The following is a 20,552-nucleotide window of genomic DNA, read 5'->3' as shown; positions in this document are numbered from 1 at the left end:
AATAGCTTACGGTAATTAATACGATAAAAGGAGGCATTATGCCCACATATGAAAATCGATATATTAGTAACTTAACTCGAGACACTTACGCATTAATTTTAGCAGGGGGGAGAGGTTCAAGACTGCATGAACTTACAGATTGGCGAGCAAAGCCAGCGACTTTTTTTGGTGGTAAATTCCGTATTATAGATTTTCCTTTATCAAATTGTATTAATTCGGGCATTCGTCGTGTTGGTATAGCAACACAATATAAATCCCATTCATTAATACGTCATGTAAATAGAGCATGGGGCCACTTTAAAAAAGAATTAGGTGAATCAGTAGAAATACTGCCAGCTTCACAAAGAAAAGGCGATGGATGGTACTCAGGTACGGCTGATGCTGTTTTTCAAAATATAGATATTATTCGTCACGAATTACCTAAATATGTCATGATCTTATCAGGCGATCATGTTTACCGTATGGACTATGGTGAATTACTTGCTAAACATGTTGAAACTGGCGCTGATATGACCGTATGTTGTGTTGAGGTTCCTGTAGAAGAAGCTGCGGGATCTTTTGGTGTTATGACCGTTGATGAAAGCAGTCGTGTATGTCGTTTTGATGAAAAACCAGAACATCCATCGGAAGTACCGGGTAAGCCAGGGATGACTTTAGCTTCCATGGGGAATTATGTTTTTAATACACAATTTTTATTTGATGAACTCGCAAAAGATGCAGCACAAGACACATCAAGTGGTGATTTTGGTAACGATATTATTCCTAAAATTATTGAGTCGCATAAAGTTTTTGCCTTTCCATTTCGTGATCCTAATAACGAAAAACAACCTTACTGGCGCGATGTGGGTACATTAGATTCTTTTTGGGAAGCTAATATGGAACTTGTAAGCCCTGAACCTCAGCTTGATATGTATGACGAAAGTTGGCCTATTTGGACTTATCAAGAGCAAACTGCTCCAGCAAAATTCGTTTTTGATGAAGATGGTAGAAGAGGAATGGCTGTTGATTCAACTGTTTCTGGCGGTGTTATTGTGTCAGGTTCAACGGTTAAAAGGTCATTGTTATTTTCAAAAGTAAGAATTAATTCTTTCTGTGAAATTAGAGACGCAGTTATTTTACCTGGCGCCATTATTGGTCGAAACTGTAAAATTTCAAAAGCGATTATAGATCGAAGTTGCGTTATTCCTGATGGTATGGAAATAGGTATAGATCATGATGCTGATAGAGCGAATGGCCTTAGAGTAACAGCCAAAGGTGTTGTATTAGTTACACGAGATATGATTGCAGCAATAAGTCATGATTAACATATCAGAGGTAAGCTAAATGAATAAAAAAGCGTTGAGTATTTTGAGTCAAGAAGAAATTAACGCCTTAGTTTCAGGTAAGCACGAAGATGTATTTTCTATTTTAGGAGTGCATCATCATCCTGATAAAAGTGGATTAATCATTAGAAGTTTTTTACCTACAGCATTAGCTGTTGATGTTATTGATAAAACGAGTCGAGAAAAGATTTTTTCGTTATCAATGATAGAGCCTTCTGGTTTGTTTGAAGGTTATATTGAGAGCACGGAAAATAGCTTGAATTATCAACTTGAAGTGACTTATGAGTCTTCTGAACTGATAATTGATGATCCTTATCGTTTTCCTTCTTTACTTGAAAATGATGATCTTTACTTATTTGGTGAAGGAACTCATGAGCAAGCTTATCGATGGATGGGGGCTCATTCTAAAGCAATTGATAGTGTAGAGGGGACTCATTTTGTTGTATGGGCTCCTGACGCAAAAAGAGTATCTGTTGTAGGTGATTTTAATTTTTGGGATGGTCGTTGTCACGTAATGCGAAAGCATCCCGGTGGCGGAGTCTGGGATATATTTATCCCAAACGTTAAAGGCGACGTTAATTATAAATATGAGATTGTAAGTAAATTTGGAGAAGTTTTACCTTTAAAAGCCGACCCTTATGCTTTTCAAATGCAACATGCACCTCAAAATGCCTCGGTAACAGTCAATAAAAGTCTTTATCAATGGCAAGATAGTGAGTGGATGGAAAAAAGGTCTACGGATATTGACCAATATCACGGCCCTGTTTCTATTTACGAAGTGCATTTAGGTTCATGGCGTCGTAAAGGTGGAGAATATAACGAATACTTAACGTATCGAGATTTAGCTGAACAATTAGTTCCTTATGTCGCTTATATGGGGTTTACACATGTACAAATGATGCCAGTAAGCGAATATCCATTTGATGGTTCTTGGGGATATCAGCCTATTGGAATGTTTTCTCCTACTTGTCGATTTGGCTCACCTGAAGACTTTAAATATTTCGTTGATTGTTGCCATAAACAAAATATTGCCGTATTGCTTGATTGGGTGCCAGGACATTTTCCAACAGATATTCACGGTTTAGGGAAATTTGATGGCAGTTGTTTATATGAACATGAAGATTTACGTAAAGGCTTTCATCCAGACTGGAAAACCTTAATATACAACTATGGACGAGCAGAAGTTGTTAGTTACCTTATTAGTAATGCGCTTTATTGGTTAGATCAATTTCATATTGACGGTTTAAGAGTCGATGCAGTTGCTTCTATGCTTTATCTTGATTACAGCCGAGAGGCGGATGAATGGTTACCTAATATTCATGGTGGTAGAGAGAATTTAGAAGCAATCGAATTATTGAAACAAGTAAATAGTCGAGCTTACTTCAATTATCCTGGCGTTATGATGGTGGCTGAAGAATCAACCGCTTGGCCAGGGGTTTCAAAACCAGTAAGTGAAAACGGCTTAGGTTTCGGTTTTAAGTGGAACATGGGCTGGATGAACGATACTTTAAAGTATATGGAAAGAGATCCTATTTATCGTCAACATCATCATAATGAACTCACTTTTGGTTTGGTTTACGGCTTTAGTGAAAACTTTATATTGCCGTTAAGTCATGATGAGGTGGTTCATGGTAAAGGCTCTTTACTACAAAAAATGCCGGGCGATGATTGGCAAAAATTTGCTAACTTGCGTGCTTATTATGGTTTTATGTGGACGCATCCAGGTAAAAAACTCCTTTTTATGGGCTGTGAGTTTGCACAACATGATGAGTGGAATCACGATCAAAGCTTAGATTGGCACTTACTTGAATATGAACCACACAAAGGTGTTCAAACCTTAGTAAGGGATTTGAATACACTTTATAAAACAACACCGGCTCTACATGAGTTAGATTGTGATGGTAATGGTTTTGAATGGTTGATTTCAGAAAATGCTTCAGAATCTATACTCGTTTATTTACGTAAAGGCACACAAGGTGAGGCATTAGTGCTTGTGATGGTTAATATGACTCCTTCAACCTATGAGTGTTACAAAATAGGTGTGCCAAATGCAGGTCGTTATATTGAACGTTTAAACTCTGATAATGCTATTTACGGTGGTAGTAATGTTAAGAACGCGCCTATTATTGAATCTCAACGAGGCGAGTATAATGGTAGAGATCATTATATAGAGGTTTCTATTCCCCCTTTATCAACTGTAGTATTTGAAATTCAAAAAGCGTAAAACCCTGTATAATCCACATTTTAGGTTTTAAATTAATATTAAATAAACCTAAAATGTGTTTCTATTTTTTAGATAAAATTCAAATTATTAATCCTAGCTAAAAGTTGGTGATTACTCATTAGTTTCAAAGGTGGTTCATGAATATATTAATGGTGTCGGCTGAAAATGATGCATTACCTGGCGGTAAAGTTGGCGGTATAGGCGATGTTGTAAGAGACATGCCAAAAGCATTAGCTGCCGAAGGCGAACAAGTAAATGTTGTTATGCCAAATTATGGAATATTACATGAAGTAGACAAAGCAGAATTTATACAAAGTGTTACCGTGATGTTTGCGGGAGAATCGCAAGAAGTTAGTTTTTATAAATATACAGTAGAAAACAGCGATAAAAATGTAACTCAATGGATAGCTCATCACCCTTTATTTTCAAGCTGCGGTGTTGGTAGTGTTTATTGTGATGATCCTAATAATCGACCTTTCGCTACCGATGCAACTAAATTTGCTTTATTTAATGCAGCAGTAGGACAGGCAATAATAGCTCATGTTTTTGGGCCAATAGATGTATTGCATTTACACGATTGGCATACCGCGGTTTTATCTGTTTTACGATCGTATGATCCTCAGTATGAAGCCCTTAAACATATAAGAACAACATACACGATTCATAACCTTGCACTACAAGGTATTCGTCCTTTATTGGGAGATGAGTCGTCTTTAGAAGCTTGGTTTCCACACCTTAATTACGATGTAAATGTGATTAATGACCCTAGTTATCATCATTGTTTTAATCCTATGAGAGCTGCAATTAATTTATGCGATAAAGTGCATGCGGTATCACCGAATTACACGAAAGAAATTGTTAAACCAAGTAACTATGAACAAGGTTTTTTTGGTGGGGAAGGTTTAGAAAATGATTTACAAAGAGCCTCGAATGAAAACCGTCTGTTTGGTATTTTAAATGGTTGTGAATACGATGATTCAAAGCGAAAGGCTTTATCATTAAATCACTTTTTTTCATTTTGCGAAAACGAGGTATTAAAATGGGCGGGTAATCAAGCCGTTTTAGCGAGTGCTCATTTAATTGCATCGACAAGATTAGGCAAGTTAACCTCTAAAAAAGTAGCTAAACGTCCTTTCATCATGACGTCTGTTGGCCGAATTACCAATCAAAAAGTATTATTGTTGCAACAACAAATGGCAGATGGTCAATCAGCACTACAGCACATATTGAACGAATTAGGCGATAAAGGAATTTTTCTTTTATTAGGCAGTGGTGATGCTGGGTTTGAGCAGTTTTTAACTCAAACCGCAGGGAGAAATTCAAACTTCATCTTTTTAAAAGGCTATTCTGAAACCTTATCTGAAGCTATTTATAACATGGGCGATTTGTTTATGATGCCAAGCTCTTTTGAGCCATGTGGTATTAGCCAAATGTTATCTATGCGTGCGGGGCAACCTTGTATCGCTCATAGTGTAGGCGGTTTAACCGATACAATAAAAGATCATGAAAATGGTTTTTTATTTGATGGTGATACACAATTTAACCAAGCAACGAATATGATTAGTTGCTTTAAAAACACATTATCTTTATGTCTTAAAGAGCCTAAAAAATATAAAGAAATATCGGATAACGCGAGTAAAACACGATTTTTATGGAGCGATTCAGCTAAACGTTATATATCAGATTTATATCAATAAAATTTTAAAAAATACATTAAAGGTAAATATTAAATTATGGGTAAAGTTATTGTAGTTGTTGTTATTCTAGTGATTGTTGTTTTATTTTATTTTCGCTCTAATACCAATAAAGAAGCTGCGAATTTAAATAAGCAAGAAGGCGAGACTTTTTTAAATAATAATAGAAATGTAGAAGGCGTTATTGAAACAGACTCTGGTTTACAATACATAGTATTAAACAAAGGTGAGGGTACTATACACCCTAAAAGTTCTGACAAAGTAAAAGTACACTATCATGGAACTTTACTAAATGGGACAGTATTTGACAGCTCTGTAGATCGTAATCAACCAATAAGCTTTGGTTTAAATCAAGTGATAAAAGGTTGGACTGAAGGTGTTCAGTTAATGGTAGTAGGTGATAAATTTAAATTCTTTATACCATCGTATTTAGCTTACGGCAACCGCTCCGCAGGAAAAATAACACCTGCTTCTACTTTAATATTTGAAGTTGAATTATTGGGTATTAACGAATAAACGCTGTAAAAATATCTTTAAAAGAAAGGGAGATAACTCAATTAAGTTATCTCCCTTTTTATTTGTATAATAGTTGTCGTAGCTGGTAAGTATCGGTTTATTAAAATGTAGATTAATTATGTTTTAAATCACTAAAATCAATATCTTCAATTTTTTGACCCGCATTAAGATCGTTATATACCTCTTCATCAAATTGATTTTCAGATTTCCCCACAATTAAAGTAACCATACTATCGCCTGTTACATTTACAGCTGTTCTAGTCATATCTAGCAGCCTATCAACGCCTATAATTAAGCCAATACCTTCAACAGGTAAACCCACTTGATCAAGTACCATGGCAAGCATAATTAATCCTACACCTGGTACACCAGCAGTACCAATAGAGGCTAGCGTTGCGGTAAGAATAACCATTAAGTAATCGGAAAGAGTTAAATCAACATTAAACACTTGTGCGATAAATACGGTAGCAACACCCTGCATAATAGCGGTGCCATCCATATTAATAGTTGCGCCTAAAGGTACGGTAAAAGAAGCGATAGAGTTTTTAACCCCCATTTTTTTTGTGGCAGTTTCCATTGTAATAGGAAGCGTTGCATTACTACTTGATGTTGAAAAAGCAAAAATTGCGGTATTACGCATTTTTCTTAAGAAAATAAGAGGATTTAATCCGGTTAATGCTTTTAACAATACAGGGTAGGTGACTGTAGCATGTAAAACCAATGCAACAAAAACCACTAAAAAATATTTAATTAAATTACCAAAGGTTTCTATAGATACATCGGTAAATAAGCCAGCTAACAGACAAAATACACCATAAGGAGCAATGTTCATCAATACGGTAACTAAGCGCATTATCACAACACTAAAATCTTCAAATAGACTTGCTACTCTTTCACCTGCTTTACCTGATAATGCAATGGAAATACCAAAAAGTAATGCAAATACGATAACTTGTAGCATATTGCCTTGAGCGAAAGCTTGGAAAGGATTACTTGGAAACATTTGAATAAGTACTTGGGCAAGTGATGGTGCCTCTCTACTCTCAAATGTTGTATTGGCTACCATATTTACGCCTTCGCCAGGGCTAATAAATAAAGCTAACGACATCGCAAAACTAATTGCAACCGCGGTAGTTATTAAATATAAGGCTATGGCTTTACCACCAATACGACCAAGTTTTGTCGTATCTTTTAGTGAGCATGTGCCACAAATTAGTGAAACAAATACCAAAGGAACCACAAGCATTTGTAAGCTGGCAACAAATACTTTGCCAACAACTTCAAATACACCGTCAACCAACAACCCTCTAATAGATAGGTCAAACAAATAAAGAGGAACAACCACGTCTGATTGATCTGGCATTAACCACTGTAAAAATGAGCCCACTGAAATACCAGCAATCATAGCAATTACAATACGTGTAGTAAGGCTTGAAGAAGGTTTATTTGTCATAATTTAAAATTACTTTTTATTGATAGGAGATAATCCTGTAAGACTAACAGCAAAAGTTATTATTAAAAAGCCAACAATTGTCAGTTTTTTTAATAAGGTAGTGACCTTTTTGTGTTTTTTCAGTTAAGATGGCAAAGTTGATAATAAAAATTTACCAGGGAGATGCTTTTTATGGCGCTACTTCAACGCTTTAGTTTAATCATACTACTTTTTACGTTAGTGGCCTGTGGTGGTGGTGAAGGTGGTTTTGGAACTACGACTCCAGATCCAGAAGAACCAGAGAATAAAGATGTCATTACAATGTCTTTGGCTATATCAGATCAAAATATATCAGATGCCAGCCCTGCAACTATTAATGCTACTGTTCTAAAAAACGGTGAACCATTACAAAATGTATTTGTGACCTTTTTATTAAATGAAGGCGCTGATGTTTTAGCTCATTTTACTCCTTCTTTAGGTACTAGTGTAACAGGGACTGATGGTATTGCTACCATGATACTAAATGCTGGTGGAACTGCTGGTGCAGGGCAGGTTAGTGCGACAATATCTATATTAGATGAAGAAATTATTCGCACCCTTTCTTTTAATAGTGCGGGTGACGCAAATACAGGTACAACACCTGATGTATCTAATATATCTTTATTTGCAAGCAGTCAACAAATTGCTTCAAGTGGTGCACAGGAGATTACCTTGTCGGCTATTGCTAAAAATGAGGCTAATAATTTATTAGAAGATGTTTCTATAACTTTTGCTGCCAGTTCTGGTGAAATCGAAATTATAGATGGAGTTACAGGGCCTGATGGAAAAGCAACAGCTATCCTTAAAACATCTGGTGATCCTTCTAATCGAATTATTACTGTAACTGCAACAACAGCACAATTTTCTGATTCTGTTGATGTTCAAGTTGTAGGAACTAGGGTGCAATTAACAGGTTCTTCTTCTCTAGCTATCAATGATTCAAATGATTTTATTGTAAGAGTAATCCATTCAGATGGAGAAAGTATTAAAAATACGTTAGTAACTTTATCTACTTCAAATTCAGGTAGTGCATTGATCACTCTGCCTGAAAGTGTTAATACAGGTCCTACAGGCCAAGCGACTGTTTCAGTTACAGGTACAACTGGAGGCTCTAACTCCATTACTGCTAGTGCGTTAGGTGCATCTGCAACGCAACACGTTGCTGTTCAAGCAGATTCCTTCTTGTTCTCTTCATTTAATGATGGTAACGGAACAAATATCAATCTAACAACACAAGATTTAGACTCTATACCTGATGTGTTGTTATCGAAAACAGCTACTATTACTTTAACTTGGTTACGCAATGGTGTAATAGTGCCTGATGGGACGTTAGTTAATTTTACAGCAACAAGAGGAAACTTATCTTCAACCTCTGCAAGAACTGTTGATGGTAAAGTATCAACAAGTTTAACTTCTAACAATGCAGGTAAATCTCTAGTTACATTTAGTGGCATAGATGGAGATATTGCTTTAAATAATCAATTAGAACTTGAGTTTGTTGCGGAAACAGCAAGCACAATTGTTGCTCAGGCTTCGCCTCATTCAATAGGTCCTAATGGACAAACGTCTATTATTTCTGTTGTTGTGAAAGATATCGATGGTAATTTAGTTAAAAACAAGGTTATTAAGTTTAACTTAGATGATGTAACTGGAGGAGAAATATCTCCTGCAACGGCTGTTACAGATAGTAATGGTAGTGCATCAACATTATATACCTCAAATACCGTATCAGCCCAAGATGCGGTTTCGATAAACGCTGTGGTGACAGATACTCCAACGGTAAATGATACAGTAACGTTAACAGTAGCAGATAGGGAGTTATTTATTACTTTAGGTACAGGTAATACTATTGAAGAAATAGATATTACAAATTATAACAAGCAGTTTAGTGTATTTGTTACAGATGTTGATTCTACACCTGTTGAAAATGTCGAATTAACAGTGTCAGCTGTCGCCAATGCTTATTATAAAGGTCATTGGGCACGTGCTTATGATGCTGCAGGTACATTTTTAAGCTGGGTCGCTGTCGGAGAGGTAACTTCTGGTAATAGTTTACCAACAACCTATACAAGTAAACATAAATGCATAAATGAAGATTTTAATATTAATGGCATTTTGGATTTGGGAGAGGATATAAATGGTGATGGAAAGTTAACACCAACGAATGTTGTTTCTGCTGATGGAAATATAATTACTGATGATCAAGGTAAAGCCATTATTGATATTCTTTATCCTCAAAGTAATGGTAGTTGGGCTGATATAGACTTAATTGTTTCAGCGAAAGTTAATGGCACCGAAAGTCAAACTAAGACAACATTTACATTATCGACATCAGCTGAAGATATTCTGGATGAAGATGTTACTCCTCCTACTTCAAGTATAGGTTTAAACAGTCCCTTTGGTCGAGCTTTGGATTGTAATATCCCCGATTAAAATTTTTTGTGAAAACAAACAATAAAAAAAGCTCCTCAAGGAGCTTTTTTTATTGTTCTAAATATAGCCTTAAAAAGTTATAAATTAGGTTTTCGACATCTCTTCAATCAAAAATTCGGATATCTCAGCACACGCTGTTAATGTTTTGTTTCTGCTTTCTTCACCTAGTCCAGAGCTATCGGTAAATGGAGCTATTTCCATCATGTCAGCACCAGTAATTGGATACTTTTGACCTAATGAACGTAGTATCTGCATTGTGTCTTTCATATCCATACCATCGGGTTCTGGAGTACCTGTAGCCGATGCAATAGATGCATCAAGTGCGTCAATATCAAAACTTACGTATAGCTCATCAATGTTTTCATCTTTTAGCTGTTTTAAAATATTTTCAATGATATTTTCAACACCATTTTCTTTTATTTCATGAGACCAATGTTGTTTCACGCCAAAGGTACTTTCCCAATGAGACTTTGGTTTTCCACTTGAGCGAATACCCACTTGAATTAAATGACTGTGGTCATGTAAATCGTCAAGTATGTGTGTACACCATGATCCAAAACACAAATCTATACCTAAGCGTTCCACTAGTAGGTCTGTATGGGCATCAAAGTGAATAATTGCTGCTCGTATACCTTGTTTCTTTTTAGCTTGTAAATAGGCTTTAGTGAGCGGGTAACTTACTGAATGATCGCCACCAATACCAAATATGCCTTTTTTAGGGAATTCAGCATAAAAATCGTGTAATACATCTTCGGTGATGGTTAAAGGGCTAACAGGATATTCACTATTTTCATCTTTATATAATGCTTTTCGGCAATTTGAAATGGTGGCTTCATTTAAGTATTTATCGTGTAATAAGTGCGGAATAACCCTGACGTCACCTAGATCAAAAGCATTTAATTCGTTGTATTGCTCTAATAATGTTGCGCGAACAAATAAAGGTCCCCAATTCGCTCCCCTTAATATACCGCCGCCACAATCTGAAGCTATACCTAAAATAACAGCGTTAGATGAAGAAGGTAAATTATCTAAAGATGAAGTCCATAGTTGTTCAATATTTTCTGTTTGTCCAAAAAGTGATTGATGTAGTTGTTCTTTTCGTTCTTTTGCCGTGTTTACTGTAAATACTCCATTTCCAGGAGGACATAAACAATGCGTAAATTTATTTTTTAAATTTAGCCATGATGTAGTCATGTGAAATCTCACTATGTTGTATTAATTATAAATCTATAAAAGTAAAAATTTTGGAGGAATGCGGCGATTCATTGTTTTTTAAGGGCTGTAATAGAAAATTAATTAATGATTATTTTCATTAACCCTTATTTTTTTTATAAAAGTCGATTATGATTACGCCAGAAATTACTTAAACATTATAGCTAAAAGCATTAGCGCAGGCGAATATAATCATAATATTTGCTTGTTACTTTGTATAATTGCAGATATATCTAATAGTAAATAACACTTAAATCATCAATTTTATTGTGAATTGTTCTCATATATTGGTTGCTCGCCTAATTATTGAACAGTTTTAACTCTATATAATACCTAATTGATTTAGTTCAATTAGTGACTAGGAATGTAAAATCATATGGGAAAATCTCTGGTAATTGTCGAATCACCAGCCAAAGCGAAGACAATTAACAAATACCTTGGTAAAGACTTTATTGTAAAATCTAGTGTAGGTCATGTACGTGATTTACCCCATGGAAGTACGGGTAAAAAAGTTCCTGCAAAGTCTCCTGCTGAAGTTCGTAAAATGACACCCGCAGCCAAAGCTAAATATAAAGAAAAAAGAGATAAAGAAGCTTTAGTTAATCGAATGGGGATTAATCCTGATAAAGATTGGGAAGCTAATTATCAAATACTTCCAGGTAAAGAAAAAGTCGTTAGTGAACTTACTAAATTAGCCAGCACTGCTGATACCATATATCTCGCAACCGATTTGGATCGCGAGGGAGAAGCAATCGCGTGGCATTTAAAAGAAATAATTGGTGGTAGCGACGACAAATTTAAGCGCGTTGTTTTTAATGAAATAACTGAAAACGCAATACAGCAAGCTTTTTCAACACCAGGCGAATTAAGTATGCCGGGTGTTAATGCTCAACAAGCTCGTCGCTTTTTAGATCGTGTTGTTGGTTTTATGGTAAGCCCGTTACTGTGGAAGAAAGTAGCTCGTGGTCTTTCTGCTGGGCGTGTTCAATCTGTAGCTGTTAAGTTAGTTGTAGAAAAAGAACGTGAAATTAAAGCATTTGTTCCTGAAGAGTTTTGGGAAATTACTGCAGATACTAAAACTAAAACAGGGTTAGATTTTGAATTAGATGTAACTCATAACAATGGTAAAGCGTTTAAGCCAACTAATAAGGCAGATACAGATAAAGCTTTAGCTGTTTTAAATGATGCGACTTACACTGTTGATAAGCGAGAAGACAAGCCGTCAAAAAGTACGCCATCAGCACCTTTTATTACTTCAACATTGCAACAAGCAGCAAGTACTAAATTAGGTTTTGGTGTTAAGCGTACTATGGGCTTAGCACAACGTTTATATGAAGCCGGTCATATAACCTATATGCGTACAGATTCAACCAACTTAAGTAAAGATGCTGTTGAAATGTGTAGAGGTTATATTGCCGATACTTTTGGTGAAAATTATTTACCAGAAAAAGCAAAACTATATAGCAGTAAAGGCAACGCACAAGAAGCGCATGAAGCGATACGCCCATCAAATGTGAAGATGGAGTCTGCCTTTATGGAAGGTATTGAAGCAGATGCGAAAAAACTCTATGACTTAATTTGGCGTCAGTTTGTTGCTTGTCAAATGACCGCAGCAAGATACACCGTAAGTACATTAACCATTGGTGCTGCTACCTTTAATTTAAAAGCTAAAGGTCGTGTAATGCAATTTGATGGTTGGACACGTGTTCATCCGCAATTATCTAAAGGTGATGATAAACACCTACCTGACTTATCGGTAGGTGAAGTACTGACTTTGGAGCAACTGAACCCTTCTCAGCACTTTACTAAACCACCGGCACGTTTTGGTGAAGCTTCATTGGTGAAAGAATTAGAAAAACGTTCTATCGGTCGACCTTCTACCTACGCATCAATTATCTCTACCATTCAAGATCGCGGTTATGTTCGTTTAGATAAAAAACGTTTCTATGCTGAAAAAATGGGTGAAATTGTTACTGATAGTTTGTCTGAAAGCTTTGTTAATCTAATGAGTTATGATTTCACTGCAAATATGGAACAAGAGCTTGATGAGGTTGCTGGTGGTAAAGCAAATTGGAAAGATGTTCTAAATAATTTTTATAGTAACTTCACTAAACAGTTAAGTGTGGCGGATATGCCAACTGAAGAAGGGGGAATGAGAAATAATGAACCTGTTCTTACTGATATTGAATGTCCAACGTGTGGTCGTAAAATGGGGATTAGAACCGCTTCAACCGGAGTTTTCTTAGGTTGTTCTGGTTATGCTCTACCTCCGAAGGAGCGTTGTACAACAACAATGAACCTTACCGCAGGTGAAGAAGCGGTAAGTGTTTTAGCTGAAGATCAAGAAACTGAAGCTCTTAGAGCTATGCATCGTTGTAAAAAATGTAATACAGCAATGGATAGTTATCTTATTGATGAAACTAGAAAGTTACATGTTTGTGGTAATAACCCCGTATGTGATGGTATTGAAGTTGAAAAGGGCGAATTTAAAATAAAAGGCTATGAAGGGCCTATTTTAGAATGTGATCGCTGTGAATCTGAAATGGAACTCAAATCAGGTCGATTTGGTAAGTACTTTGATTGTACAAATAGCGAATGTAAAAATACACGTAAGCTTTTAGCAAGTGGTGAAGCTGCGCCGCCGAAAGAAGACCCAGTACAATTACCTGAATTGCCTTGTGAAAAATCTGATGCACATTTTGTTCTAAGAGATGGCGCTGCTGGAATATTTTTAGCCGCAAATACTTTCCCTAAATCTCGAGAAACTAGAGCTCCGAAAGTAGAGGAGCTTCTGAGGTTCAGAGATAGAATATCATCTAAATTTTATTATTTAGCTGATGCTCCAGTCAAAGATCCTGATGGTAATTTAGCGATTGTTCGATTTAGCCGCAAAACTAAAGAGCAATATGTTATGACAGAGGTTGACGGTAAAGCAACAGGCTGGACGGCAAAGTACATTGATAATAAATGGGTTGAAGAAGCTAAAAAGAAAGCCGTAAAAGCTAAAGCGAAGCCTAAAACTAAAGTTAAAAAAGCTGTAAAAGCATAAATTTACTGGTTGTATTACTTTATATTTATTTAAAAGCGCCTTCAGGCGCTTTTTTTATGACTATTAATTTTTCCCCAATATGATTTGATATTAAGCTGCCTATGATAGAAATGGTTAGCGTTTAAAGGTTTATACCCGTTACCAATCAAGAGGCTATTTCAGAGCACTTGAGCGATATCAATTCAAGGCAGTGCATTGTAATAATCGTCGTTCCCTTATAAAAAGCATTGTTGATGAAGTGGTTTTGCTCAAGTGCTTCTTCGATGGGGCTAAAAACAATTTATGCTTCGTTATTAACTTTAGTCAGGTTCCTACATGGATGTAGGACATTAGGGTAACGCAGGAGCAGTTACCGAGAATAACCATGACGTAAACTTAATGCCTTGCATAAATGGATGTGAGATTTCGTCTGGAACATGAAATCTGTGCCCAAATTGTTTTTAGTTCTCACTGAAACCTGCATCCTGAATGATAACGGGTATATAAAGGCAACAAAGTCTAAGTTTAAAAAGCACTATATAAATAAGATACTGATTCAAAGTCGTCTCTTCTATGGCTAATTATTTTAGTTTTAATCTTGTGTCTAAAATATCTTTCGAAAAGAATAGCGTAATAGATAAGCCTTTTTAATTTGCTCAATAAGGGGAGGGCTTTAATGAATAATGACGAGTTATCACAAGTGTTATATTGAATTTGTGATTAAAATGTTTTTATTTTGTTAATATTGTGTTTTTTTTGGGCTGTACTATTAAATAATGTGCATTAAATACAAATTTTGTTGTTTATTGCATCGATAAGCTTGTTAATATACGCAATAATTATATGTAGTACTTCATTACTGCTTTAATTTTATTGTTTAATATTTAAATATATTAGTGGTATTTAAATATTAAAATGCATTTTTATAAAAAAGTTAAAGTTTTTTTGAATAGATATAGTGCTTTATTATAATTTTTAGACTAAATTTAAATTTATTACTAGCTTATAAATCTTTAGTGGATCCCGAATTAAATAAAAAGGAAATCAATATGTTAATATTAACGCGCCGTGTAGGCGAAACTCTTATGATTGGTGATGAAGTTACTGTTACTGTTTTAGGCGTTAAAGGCAATCAAGTAAGAATAGGTGTAAATGCTCCGAAAGAAATTTCAGTACACCGAGAAGAAATTTATATGAGAATTCAATCTGAAAAAGGTAATGCAGAGCCAGCAGATAGTTAATTCTGATAAATATTAAAAGCCGACAGTTGTCGGCTTTTTGTATATTTATGCCTGAAAATTAAACGTCTTGCCTGAAATCTCACCAAACAGAAATAAATCTACAAAAAATGTTTGACTTATTTTTTATATCCATTAATATTCGCGTCCATTGGAGAGGTGGCCGAGTGGCCGAAGGCGCTCCCCTGCTAAGGGAGTATCTGGTTTATCCCGGATCGAGGGTTCGAATCCCTCCCTCTCCGCCATTATTTTAATGGTTGTGAAAAAGATATCTTAAACATAGATATAAAATAAGTTTATTGCGGACGCGTAGCTCAGCTGGATAGAGTACCTGGCTACGAACCAGGCGGTCGCAGGTTCGACTCCTGCCGCGTCCGCCACTTTTTCTTTAAGTGGTTAAATATAAAAGATCGTAAATACGGTTATCATTTATCTTTTAACGTAGATATAAAACAAGTTTATTGCGGACGCGTAGCTCAGCTGGATAGAGTACCTGGCTACGAACCAGGCGGTCGCAGGTTCGACTCCTGCCGCGTCCGCCAATTTAAAAAAAACCAGTCTTATGACTGGTTTTTTTTCGCCTAAAATTTATTCAGTAAATAATACCAAGTCTATTAATGCGTACAGCGCTTATAAAAATAATAAAATTTATCTTATCTAATGGGTGATGACTGATGTGAACAGATAAGTTGTATTGGTTGTATGTCATAGCTACGCCCCAAATTATTACAGTAAGTTAAGTTGTTCTGTCTGATTAATTAATCCATTTAATGAGTATTTAATACGAAAGCTGTCGTTTGTATAATAAATTTTATTCATATAAATATGAATAATTATGACTACAGACGCCTCTTATGTATATTGTATGCAAAAATAAAATTATCCTCTATAGCTCTTGTTTATGCTGACGCTAAATTGTATACAATTCGATTTTTGTAATACTATGTTCTGAATAATTATCAATAATAGTGAATATTAAGTATTTTATGCTATTGACTAAATGTTATTTTTCTGAAAATAGAAAAAACAATTTGTTTTTAGTTATTGGAGTGATTATTCTAATTATCTTTAGAGTGATCTGAGGTTCTAAAATGGAACATCTAAACGAATTATTTATTGAAGCAGGCACATTAATGCTTGCCGGTATGGTTTTTGTTTTCGCATTTCTTGGTTTATTGGTAGTGTTTATTAACGCTGTATTAGCTAAGTTAGCAATTAAATATCCGGATGCTATACCTCAAACTAAATCATCGAGAGCTAATAAAGCTTCGAACAAGTCTACAGATAGTGTTTCGCCAAGTGTAGTTGCTGCTATATCTTCGGCTGTTTCAAAATATCGTAGTCAACATAATTAAAAATAGATAGGAGCATATTCATGTCAAAGCCTTTAGGTATCACTGAGGTCGTTTTACGTGACGGTCATCAATCACTATTAGCGACAAGATTACGCCTTGAAGATATGCTACCCATTGCTTCTACATTAGATGATATTGGGTATTGGTCAATCGAGTCATGGGGTGGAGCAACTTTCGACTCATGTATTCGTTATTTAGGTGAAGATCCTTGGGAGCGTATTCGTGCCCTTAAAAAAGCGATGCCTAAAACGAAACAACAAATGTTATTTCGTGGACAAAACATTTTAGGTTACCGTCATTATGCTGATGACGTAGTAGAAAAATTTGTAGAGCGTGCACACGTAAATGGTGTTGACGTTTTCCGTATTTTTGATGCTATGAATGATGTTCGTAACTTAGAAACATCAATTAAAGCAGCTGTAAAAGTTGGAGCGCATGCTCAAGGAACATTAAGTTATACCGAAAGTCCTGTTCATACGCTTGAAGGCTGGTTAACTATGGCGAAAAAGCTTGAGGATATGGGAGCACATTCTTTATGTATTAAAGATATGTCTGGCTTACTTAAACCTTACTTTGCAGCTGAGTTAATTGCTAAATTAAAAGAAACAGTAGCTTTACCTATTTCATTACATTGTCATGCTACAACAGGCTTAAGTGTTGCAACACATATGAAAGCAATTGATGCAGGTATTGATGTTATTGATACATCTATTTCTTCAATGAGCCAAACTTATGGGCATTCACCAACAGAAACTATCGCATCCATTGTAGATGGTACGCCACGTGATTCAGGCTTAGACGTAGTTAAAATGGCTGAAGTTGCTGCATATTTTAGAGGCGTACGTGAAAAGTATGCAAAATTTGAAGGTAGCTTAAAAGGTGTAGATGCTCGTATTCTCCTAGCTCAAGTACCTGGTGGCATGTTAACTAACATGGAAAGCCAATTAAAAGAGCAAGGCGCATCAGATAAATTTGATGAAGTATTAAAAGAGATCCCTCGTGTACGTAAAGACTTAGGTAATATTCCTTTAGTTACTCCAACATCTCAAATTGTTGGAACACAAGCCGTACTAAACGTACTTACAGGCGAACGTTATAAGTCTATTACAAAAGAAACTGCTGGTATCTTAAAAGGCGAATATGGCGCTACTGCTTCTCCTGTTGATGCTGAGCTACAAGCTAAAGTACTTGATGGCACTGAAGCTATTACATGTCGTCCTGCTGATTTAATTGAACCAGAAATGGACGCTTTATCAATTGAGTTATCTAATTTAGCGAAAGAAAAGTCAATCACGCTAGCTGATGATGAAATTGATGATGTATTAACTTATGCATTATTCCCGCAAATTGGTTTGAAGTTTTTAGAAAACCGTAACAATCCATCTGCTTTTGAACCGGTTCCTACTAAAGAATCAGCTAAAGCTTCTGCACCAGCATCGAAAGAAGATAAGCCTACTGAGAATTACGCAGTAAGTGTTGACGGTAAAGTTTATGACGTTGTTGTTGCTCCAGGTGGAAGCCTTGAAAGTGTTTCACATGCTCCCGGTGGTGAAATGCTTAAGCAGTCAACATCGGTTAGTGCTGCAGAAACACTAAATGCACCATTAGCAGGTAACATTTTTAAAGTGTTAGTGAATGAAGGTGAAGCGGTTGAAGCTGGTGAAGTTGTTATTGTGATGGAAGCAATGAAAATGGAAACAGAAATTCGTGCAGTAAGTGCAGGCGAAATTGTTGCTATACATGTTAAAGAGGGTGACTCTGTAACTGTTGGCGATACCTTACTAAGCTTAGCATAGGTGAAATAATGGAAGCATTACATACATTATGGTTGTCTACTGGCTTAGCTAACTTTGAAGTTGGCCAAGTGGTAATGATGTTGGTAGGTTGTGGGTTATTGTATTTAGCAATAGCGCGTAACTTTGAGCCTTTATTGTTACTTCCTATGGGATTCGGTGCAATATTAACGAATATCCCTGTTGCCGGTTTCTCTGAAGTGGGTGGATTATTACATTATATCTACTACGCAGGTATTGATACGGGTATATTCCCACTCATTATATTTATGGGGGTAGGTGCCATGACAGACTTTGGGGCGCTTATTGCTAACCCTAAAATGTTGTTTTTAGGTGCTGCTGCTCAGTTTGGTATATTTGCTACGTTATTTGGTGCTATTGCTTTAAATGCGATTCCTGGTATTGAGTTTACACTGAAAGACGCTTCTGCTATTGCGATTATTGGTGGTGCCGATGGGCCTACAGCAATATTTTTAGCTTCTAAGCTAGCGCCTGAATTATTGGGTGCTATCGCTGTTGCCGCGTATTCATACATGGCGCTTGTTCCTATTATTCAACCACCAATTATGCGTGCTTTAACCAGTGTTGATGAACGTAAAATTGAAATGGCTCAACTTCGTCATGTTACTAAGATAGAAAAAATTATATTCCCATTAGGTGTGTTGCTAATGACAATATTCTTTTTACCGTCAGCTACTCCGTTGGTTGGTATGTTCTGTTTAGGTAACTTAATGCGTGAATCGGGTGTTGTTGATCGTTTAAGTACAACAGCTCAAAACGAATTAATTAACATTACGACGATATTTTTAGGTTTAGGTGTTGGTTCTAAATTAAGTGCTCATGCGTTTTTAAACGTTGAAACCTTAGGTATTTTAGGCTTAGGTGCTGTTGCATTCTCAATTGGTACTGCATCAGGTGTACTGATGGCTAAGTTTATGAATAAAGTGAGTAAAGATCCTATTAATCCATTAATTGGTGCTGCAGGTGTTTCTGCTGTACCTATGGCGGCTCGTGTAGCAAATAAGGTTGGCTTAGAAGCTAATCCGCATAACTTCTTGTTAATGCATGCTATGGGACCAAATGTTGCTGGTGTACTAGGTTCTGCAGTTGCTGCTGGGATTTTATTAGCCTTAGTTGGCGGATAATTATTAGGTACTAAGAATTATTAACAAGTTAGAAACACAAAAGCGCAAACATTTTATTGTTTGCGCTTTTTTATTGTCTGAATATTGTTGAACAAACAAAGAGCACTTTGCTTCACCCTTCCTTAAATCAATATATAATTTAGTTGATTATGGATGACGTTTAAAATGAGTCCATTTGTTGTTATGTTTTTCAAAGCAGATCCTATCGTGCAATCTACTCGCTCTACCTTGCCAGAATTCAATATAAGTAGGTTTAACATTCCAACCACCCCAAAACTCAGGGTAAGGAATTTCCGCTAAACCTGCGAACTTCTTCTTATAATAAGCTTCACGTTCTTTTAACTCACCAGAAGATGTTAACTTAGTGCTTTGTTTAGACGCCCAAGCACCAATTTGGCTACCTCTATCTCGGCTATGAAAATAACGTTTAGATTGCTCGGCCGATGTTTTTGATACTTCGCCTTCTATACGAATTTGGCGTTGTAAAACATTCCAATGAAAGAGCAGTGATATTTTATTATTTGCTTCTAATTCTTGGCTTTTACTGCTGCCATAGTTTGTATAAAAAACAAAGCCATCAGTATTATATTCTTTGAGTAATACCATTCTAGAACGTGGTTGACCGTTAGTGTCACACGTACTTATAGACATAGATTCAGGTAACAATATCCCCGACTTTTGGGCATCGTTAAACCACTGCTCAAATAAAGCTAATGGATCGGTTTCTGAAGAAATATCAGGTAAAGGTAGAGCTACCCCTTGACCAAAGGTGAGTAAACATTTTAGTTTTTCAAGTAAATTCATTAAGTTAATTCAAATGATTTTTTATTATTTTAACAGTTTTAGATACTAAGGATAATAAAAATAATACGGGAGGTTAAGGTATTGATTATTTAGCGTATTTTGTTTTTTATAACTCCCAATCATCACTATCGTCTAATAATTCTTTTAAGCGTTTTCTTTCTAAGAGATCGTCGATACGCCTTCTTACTTTACTGTTACGCTCTGCTTTTGTTCCTTTTGCTAGATCTTTATCGTAATCACTTTCGTCAATACTATCTATTTCATCACTGCTATCTAGATCATCACTCATATAACACCTAAATTTTACAACTTTATAC

General features: G+C 35.9%; 14 protein-coding genes and 3 tRNA genes. 13 read left to right on the top strand and 4 right to left on the bottom strand.

Annotation, left to right across the window (positions count from 1 at the left end; all coding sequences use genetic code 11):
• Positions 1 to 38 precede the first annotated feature (38 nt).
• From glgC to bamJ, 4 genes are all read left to right on the top strand, one after another.
• A complete protein-coding gene (gene glgC / locus B0X80_RS12680) occupies positions 39 to 1,304 on the top strand; it encodes a glucose-1-phosphate adenylyltransferase (RefSeq protein ID WP_076419281.1) in 1,266 nt (421 codons plus the stop codon).
• A 19-nt stretch (positions 1,305 to 1,323) separates the two neighbouring features.
• Positions 1,324 to 3,546: a 1,4-alpha-glucan branching protein GlgB gene (glgB, locus tag B0X80_RS12675; protein ID WP_077340796.1), complete on the top strand. Its 2,223-nt coding sequence runs from the start codon at positions 1,324 to 1,326 to the stop codon at positions 3,544 to 3,546.
• Between the two features lie 137 nt (positions 3,547 to 3,683).
• Positions 3,684 to 5,243, top strand: coding sequence for a glycogen synthase (locus B0X80_RS12670; protein WP_077340795.1), 1,560 nt, complete (start codon positions 3,684 to 3,686; stop codon positions 5,241 to 5,243).
• 36 nt (positions 5,244 to 5,279) lie between these two features.
• Positions 5,280 to 5,756, top strand: coding sequence for a BamJ family beta-barrel-assembly machinery protein (gene bamJ, locus B0X80_RS12665; RefSeq protein ID WP_077340794.1), 477 nt, complete (start codon positions 5,280 to 5,282; stop codon positions 5,754 to 5,756).
• A 112-nt stretch (positions 5,757 to 5,868) separates the two neighbouring features.
• Here the strand turns inward: bamJ and B0X80_RS12660 are convergent, their stop codons facing one another.
• Entirely contained in the window at positions 5,869 to 7,209 is a 1,341-nt protein-coding gene (locus tag B0X80_RS12660; RefSeq protein WP_077340793.1) for a dicarboxylate/amino acid:cation symporter, read from the bottom strand.
• 171 nt (positions 7,210 to 7,380) lie between these two features.
• Between B0X80_RS12660 and B0X80_RS12655 the strand changes: the two genes are divergently transcribed.
• A complete protein-coding gene (locus tag B0X80_RS12655; RefSeq protein ID WP_077340792.1) occupies positions 7,381 to 9,660 on the top strand; it encodes an autotransporter outer membrane beta-barrel domain-containing protein in 2,280 nt (759 codons plus the stop codon).
• A gap of 84 nt (positions 9,661 to 9,744) precedes the next feature.
• Here the strand turns inward: B0X80_RS12655 and B0X80_RS12650 are convergent, their stop codons facing one another.
• Positions 9,745 to 10,854 (bottom strand): arginase family protein, encoded by a 1,110-nt coding sequence (locus B0X80_RS12650; RefSeq protein WP_077340791.1) that lies wholly within the window; start codon positions 10,852 to 10,854, stop codon positions 9,745 to 9,747.
• Between the two features lie 394 nt (positions 10,855 to 11,248).
• On the opposite strand from B0X80_RS12650, the gene topA reads away from it, so the two are divergent.
• From topA to B0X80_RS12610, 8 genes are all read left to right on the top strand, one after another.
• A complete protein-coding gene (gene topA, locus B0X80_RS12645; RefSeq protein ID WP_077340789.1) occupies positions 11,249 to 13,921 on the top strand; it encodes a type I DNA topoisomerase in 2,673 nt (890 codons plus the stop codon).
• Positions 13,922 to 14,949: 1,028 nt separating this feature from the next.
• Entirely contained in the window at positions 14,950 to 15,141 is a 192-nt protein-coding gene (gene csrA, locus B0X80_RS12640; protein WP_076419289.1) for a carbon storage regulator CsrA, read from the top strand.
• 150 nt (positions 15,142 to 15,291) lie between these two features.
• Positions 15,292 to 15,383: transfer RNA gene (locus B0X80_RS12635), tRNA-Ser, on the top strand.
• 58 nt (positions 15,384 to 15,441) lie between these two features.
• Positions 15,442 to 15,518, top strand: a tRNA-Arg gene (locus B0X80_RS12630).
• 85 nt (positions 15,519 to 15,603) lie between these two features.
• Positions 15,604 to 15,680, top strand: a tRNA-Arg gene (locus tag B0X80_RS12625).
• Between the two features lie 549 nt (positions 15,681 to 16,229).
• The gene (locus B0X80_RS12620; RefSeq protein WP_077340785.1) at positions 16,230 to 16,493 is read left to right on the top strand and encodes an OadG family protein; all 264 of its coding nucleotides are present in this window, start codon (positions 16,230 to 16,232) and stop codon (positions 16,491 to 16,493) included.
• A gap of 20 nt (positions 16,494 to 16,513) precedes the next feature.
• A complete protein-coding gene (gene oadA / locus B0X80_RS12615) occupies positions 16,514 to 18,289 on the top strand; it encodes a sodium-extruding oxaloacetate decarboxylase subunit alpha (protein ID WP_077340783.1) in 1,776 nt (591 codons plus the stop codon).
• 8 nt (positions 18,290 to 18,297) lie between these two features.
• Positions 18,298 to 19,431: a sodium ion-translocating decarboxylase subunit beta gene (locus B0X80_RS12610; RefSeq protein WP_076419292.1), complete on the top strand. Its 1,134-nt coding sequence runs from the start codon at positions 18,298 to 18,300 to the stop codon at positions 19,429 to 19,431.
• 147 nt (positions 19,432 to 19,578) lie between these two features.
• Here B0X80_RS12610 and pdxH read toward each other — a convergent pair whose 3' ends face one another.
• On the bottom strand, positions 19,579 to 20,235 hold the full coding sequence (pdxH, locus tag B0X80_RS12605) for a pyridoxamine 5'-phosphate oxidase (protein WP_077340781.1): 657 nt from the start codon (positions 20,233 to 20,235) through the stop codon (positions 19,579 to 19,581).
• A 106-nt stretch (positions 20,236 to 20,341) separates the two neighbouring features.
• Complete coding sequence (locus tag B0X80_RS12600; RefSeq protein WP_077340779.1) at positions 20,342 to 20,524, bottom strand: PA3496 family putative envelope integrity protein; 183 nt, start codon at positions 20,522 to 20,524, stop codon at positions 20,342 to 20,344.
• Positions 20,525 to 20,552 lie beyond the last annotated feature (28 nt).

This window comes from Pseudocolwellia agarivorans (assembly GCF_002000085.1).
GTDB classification, from domain to species: Bacteria; Pseudomonadota; Gammaproteobacteria; order Enterobacterales; family Alteromonadaceae; genus Pseudocolwellia; species Pseudocolwellia agarivorans.
This window is presented reverse-complemented; position numbering and strand designations above follow the sequence as displayed.

Bases quoted from the DNA above. Each gene is read 5' to 3' on its own strand.
- B0X80_RS12600 (WP_077340779.1), bottom strand. From the start codon at position 20,524: ATGAGTGATGATCTAGATAGCAGTGATGAAATAGATAGTATTGACGAA.
- bamJ (WP_077340794.1), top strand. From the start codon at position 5,280: ATGGGTAAAGTTATTGTAGTTGTTGTTATTCTAGTGATTGTTGTTTTA.
- B0X80_RS12620 (WP_077340785.1), top strand. From the start codon at position 16,230: ATGGAACATCTAAACGAATTATTTATTGAAGCAGGCACATTAATGCTT.
- oadA (WP_077340783.1), top strand. From the start codon at position 16,514: ATGTCAAAGCCTTTAGGTATCACTGAGGTCGTTTTACGTGACGGTCAT.
- B0X80_RS12610 (WP_076419292.1), top strand. From the start codon at position 18,298: ATGGAAGCATTACATACATTATGGTTGTCTACTGGCTTAGCTAACTTT.
- pdxH (WP_077340781.1), bottom strand. From the start codon at position 20,235: ATGAATTTACTTGAAAAACTAAAATGTTTACTCACCTTTGGTCAAGGG.
- B0X80_RS12670 (WP_077340795.1), top strand. From the start codon at position 3,684: ATGAATATATTAATGGTGTCGGCTGAAAATGATGCATTACCTGGCGGT.
- B0X80_RS12650 (WP_077340791.1), bottom strand. From the start codon at position 10,854: ATGACTACATCATGGCTAAATTTAAAAAATAAATTTACGCATTGTTTA.
- glgC (WP_076419281.1), top strand. From the start codon at position 39: ATGCCCACATATGAAAATCGATATATTAGTAACTTAACTCGAGACACT.
- topA (WP_077340789.1), top strand. From the start codon at position 11,249: ATGGGAAAATCTCTGGTAATTGTCGAATCACCAGCCAAAGCGAAGACA.
- csrA (WP_076419289.1), top strand. From the start codon at position 14,950: ATGTTAATATTAACGCGCCGTGTAGGCGAAACTCTTATGATTGGTGAT.
- B0X80_RS12655 (WP_077340792.1), top strand. From the start codon at position 7,381: ATGGCGCTACTTCAACGCTTTAGTTTAATCATACTACTTTTTACGTTA.
- B0X80_RS12660 (WP_077340793.1), bottom strand. From the start codon at position 7,209: ATGACAAATAAACCTTCTTCAAGCCTTACTACACGTATTGTAATTGCT.
- glgB (WP_077340796.1), top strand. From the start codon at position 1,324: ATGAATAAAAAAGCGTTGAGTATTTTGAGTCAAGAAGAAATTAACGCC.